A 2955-nucleotide genomic window follows, 5' to 3' on the forward strand; every position below is an offset into this window, starting at 1 on the left:
CCGGTCGCTAGCCGCCATTCCCAATTCAATGCACCATATCACTCGCAACCGGTTCGCTTGCCGCCGGGCGTGACAGCACCCACCAGCTTCCCGCCATCAACAGCACCGTCAGCGCCTCGATGATCATCGCCTGCACAATGCCGGCATTAACCTGATCCCCGCTCGCCACCCCGAACAACCGCCCCGCAAGCGCGGTGCCGTAGAGCGCGGCGGGAACGAGCAGCGCGCGCAGCCAGCCCGGCACCAGCGCGCCGATCGCGGCGGCGCCGGCAGCGACAAGGAAAAAGGCCGACAGGTCGGCGCGGATCGTGTTGGCCGCCGGACCCGCGACCAATATGCCAAAGGTTTCGGTATAGCTCGCGGGGTCGAACAATCCGCGCGCGCCAACAATGAAGAAAAACAGCGCCCACAGCAGGACGGCGCCGCGCAAGACCCAATTGACCATCATTTTTCTCCCCAATTTGCCGGTAGGCTGCGCCATTGGGGAAGGAAGTTCAATCTATTCCGGGTTAAGGTCCGCTGCGAACGTCTCTTCGATCCAGCCGCCGCCCAGCACGCGCGAATTGTCGGCGGCATCGTACAGCACCGCCGCCTGCCCCGGCGCGACGCCATATTCGGCCTCGGCAAAAATCAGCCGGTCGCCCGCGACGCGCGCAGGCACCGGCTTCGCCATGCTGCGCACCTTCGCCAGCACATCGCGCCCGTCGACCGCGCCCAGCCAGTTCGCCTCGCCCAGTCGCGCGCCCGAAACGCCAAGCGCACGCCGCGGTCCGACGACCACCGCTTTCGTCGCGGCTTCGAGGCGCACCACATATAATGGTTCGGCCTGCCCGCCAATCTCGATCCCGCGCCGCTGGCCGACGGTATAATGAATCAAACCTTTGTGCGCGCCGAGCACGGTGCCGTCGACATGGACGATGTCGCCCTGATCGTCGGCTTCGGGGCGCAATTTGCGCACCAGCGTCGCATAATCGCCGTCGGGGACGAAGCAGATATCCTGGCTGTCGGGCTTGCCCGCGACGCCGAGTCCCAGGTCGCGCGCAATCTCGCGCACCACGCTCTTCTCAAGGCCGCCCAGCGGAAAGCGCAGGAAGTCGAGCTGGTCCTGCGTCGTCGCGAAGAGGAAATAGCTCTGGTCGCGCGCCGGGTCGACCGCACGATGCAGTTCGGCACCCTGCGGCCCCATCATCCGGCGGACATAATGGCCGGTCGCGAGGCAATCGGCGCCCAGCTCCTTCGCGAGCCGGAACAGGTCGGTGAACTTCACCCCCATGTTACAGCGCACGCAGGGGATCGGCGTCCGTCCCGACAGATATTCGTCGGCGAACTGGTCGATCACCGTGTCGCGGAAGCGGCTTTCATGGTCATAGACATGATGCGCGAAACCCAGCCGGTCGGCGACCGCGCGCGCGTCGCGGATATCCTGCCCGGCGCAGCACGCCCCGACGCGCTTCGCCTTCGCGCCATGATCGTAGAGCTGGAGCGTCACGCCGATCACCTCGGCGCCCGAGCGCGCGGCGAGCGCCGCAACGACGCTCGAGTCGACCCCGCCCGACATCGCGACGACGATTCGCCGGTCCTTCAGCGGCATCGGCAGCTGGAAGTCGGCCTGGGCAAGCCTGGCAGGGGAAGGAATCGTCTCGATCATGATCGGCGCCATCTAGGGATACGAACCCAAAAAAGCCAGCTTTTCCGCGCGAAGTGTCAAGATATTGACGGGGGTTAAGCTTCGCTAACAGGTTCTGAAACGGGCATTTACGGGACCTTAGCTCCTCTGACGTAGACGAGTCGCATGAACTTCGTCCCGTCCGATCTTCCGCGCATCGCCGGTGCGGCCAAGCTGTCAAAGCCCGGCTTCGACATCATATTGGCCGTGTCCAGCGCGCGCCAGGCCGCCCTGCCGACGGTGCGGCAGCTGCGGACGCAGGCGCATCGCGAACACCATGCGGCGAAGCTTAACGCCGTGCGCCACATATTTTGCGGGACGCGCGCAAGGATGGAACAAAAAGCTCCGCGGGTCGTTCGTTTCTTCGATTTGTCCGACGATGTGAACGCCCTGCCCGAAACTATGAACAGCCTGTTTACCAGAGGATTTCAGCCGATGTTGAATCCCTCGATTCTAGATATGAATGCGTCGGACACACCCCCCTCCGACGGTAAAAATGTGGAATGACTATGATCGAGAATCAGAAAATCCGGCCCGCACAGGTTATCGGCCCCCTCGGGGAGCCGTTGACGCTGGACTCGCTGCCGCCGCCGTCGACGACCCGCTGGGTCGTTCGCCGCAAGGCAGAGGTCGTCGCGGCCGTTAACGGCGGGCTCCTGTCCGTCGACGAAGCGTGCGAACGCTATGGGCTGACCCTCGAGGAATTTGCCGGCTGGCAGCGGTCGATCGACCGCAGCGGCATGCCCGGATTGCGCGTCACGCGCATCCAGCACTACCGCGACCTCTACGAGCGCCAACAGCGCTTCTAAAGGCCGCGGGACCGGACCAGGTACGAGAGAGGGCGCTTCGGGCGCCCTCTTTTTTTTGCCGGCGCAGGGGCAAGGACACCACCCTCAGTTCCTGCCCATAACAACGCGATACCAAAAGAATCCGCGTGATTTCAAGGTCATGCTAATTTCCTTGCAACCCTCGCGTTCACCCCGCGTTAAGGCTCCGAGTCAACTTTGGGAGTCATTCAATATGCGCAAGATGTTCATCACCCTCGCCGCCACCTCGGCCCTCGCGCTCGGCGCCTGCCAGAGCCCGGCCGCCGACAAGGTCGAGGATCAGGCCGAAGCCAAGGCCGACGTGATCGACGAGCAGGCCGACACCATGCCCGAGGGCGCGGCCAAGGAAGCGACCGAAGCGAAGGCCGACGCCGTCGAAGCCGCCGGCGAGGAAAAGGCCAACGCGATGGACGACAATGGCGAAATCGCTCCGTCGGAAGTCGCCCCCACCACGCCGCCGGC

Annotated in this window: 5 protein-coding genes; 3 read left to right on the plus strand and 2 right to left on the minus strand. The window is 64.4% G+C overall.

All coding sequences use genetic code 11. The features are described 5' to 3' along the window. Positions 1-25: 25 nt before the first annotated feature. Together VJ811_RS17915 and mnmA are read right to left on the minus strand one after the other, a co-directional pair. Positions 26-445: a hypothetical protein gene (locus VJ811_RS17915; protein ID WP_324074895.1), complete on the minus strand. Its 420-nt coding sequence runs from the start codon at positions 443-445 to the stop codon at positions 26-28. Positions 446-499: 54 nt separating this feature from the next. Beyond that, entirely contained in the window at positions 500-1660 is a 1161-nt protein-coding gene (mnmA, locus tag VJ811_RS17920) for a tRNA 2-thiouridine(34) synthase MnmA (RefSeq protein WP_414711975.1), read from the minus strand. A 132-nt stretch (positions 1661-1792) separates the two neighbouring features. On the opposite strand from mnmA, the gene VJ811_RS17925 reads away from it, so the two are divergent. The 3 genes from VJ811_RS17925 to VJ811_RS17935 form a co-directional block, all read left to right on the plus strand. Then, positions 1793-2173 (plus strand): hypothetical protein, encoded by a 381-nt coding sequence (locus tag VJ811_RS17925; RefSeq protein WP_324074897.1) that lies wholly within the window; start codon positions 1793-1795, stop codon positions 2171-2173. Positions 2174-2175: 2 nt separating this feature from the next. After that, a complete protein-coding gene (locus tag VJ811_RS17930) occupies positions 2176-2475 on the plus strand; it encodes a DUF1153 domain-containing protein (RefSeq protein ID WP_037518529.1) in 300 nt (99 codons plus the stop codon). A gap of 211 nt (positions 2476-2686) precedes the next feature. Next, on the plus strand, positions 2687-2955 hold a 269-nt coding region (locus tag VJ811_RS17935; RefSeq protein ID WP_324074898.1), incomplete at its 3' end, for a hypothetical protein.

Origin of the sequence: Sphingopyxis sp. (assembly GCF_035250425.1) — a bacterium.
Taxonomy (GTDB): domain Bacteria; phylum Pseudomonadota; class Alphaproteobacteria; order Sphingomonadales; family Sphingomonadaceae; genus Sphingopyxis.

Bases quoted from the DNA above. Each gene is read 5' to 3' on its own strand.
- VJ811_RS17915 (WP_324074895.1), bottom strand. From the start codon at position 445: ATGGTCAATTGGGTCTTGCGCGGCGCCGTCCTGCTGTGGGCGCTGTTT.
- mnmA (WP_414711975.1), bottom strand. From the start codon at position 1,660: ATGGCGCCGATCATGATCGAGACGATTCCTTCCCCTGCCAGGCTTGCC.
- VJ811_RS17930 (WP_037518529.1), top strand. From the start codon at position 2,176: ATGATCGAGAATCAGAAAATCCGGCCCGCACAGGTTATCGGCCCCCTC.
- VJ811_RS17925 (WP_324074897.1), top strand. From the start codon at position 1,793: ATGAACTTCGTCCCGTCCGATCTTCCGCGCATCGCCGGTGCGGCCAAG.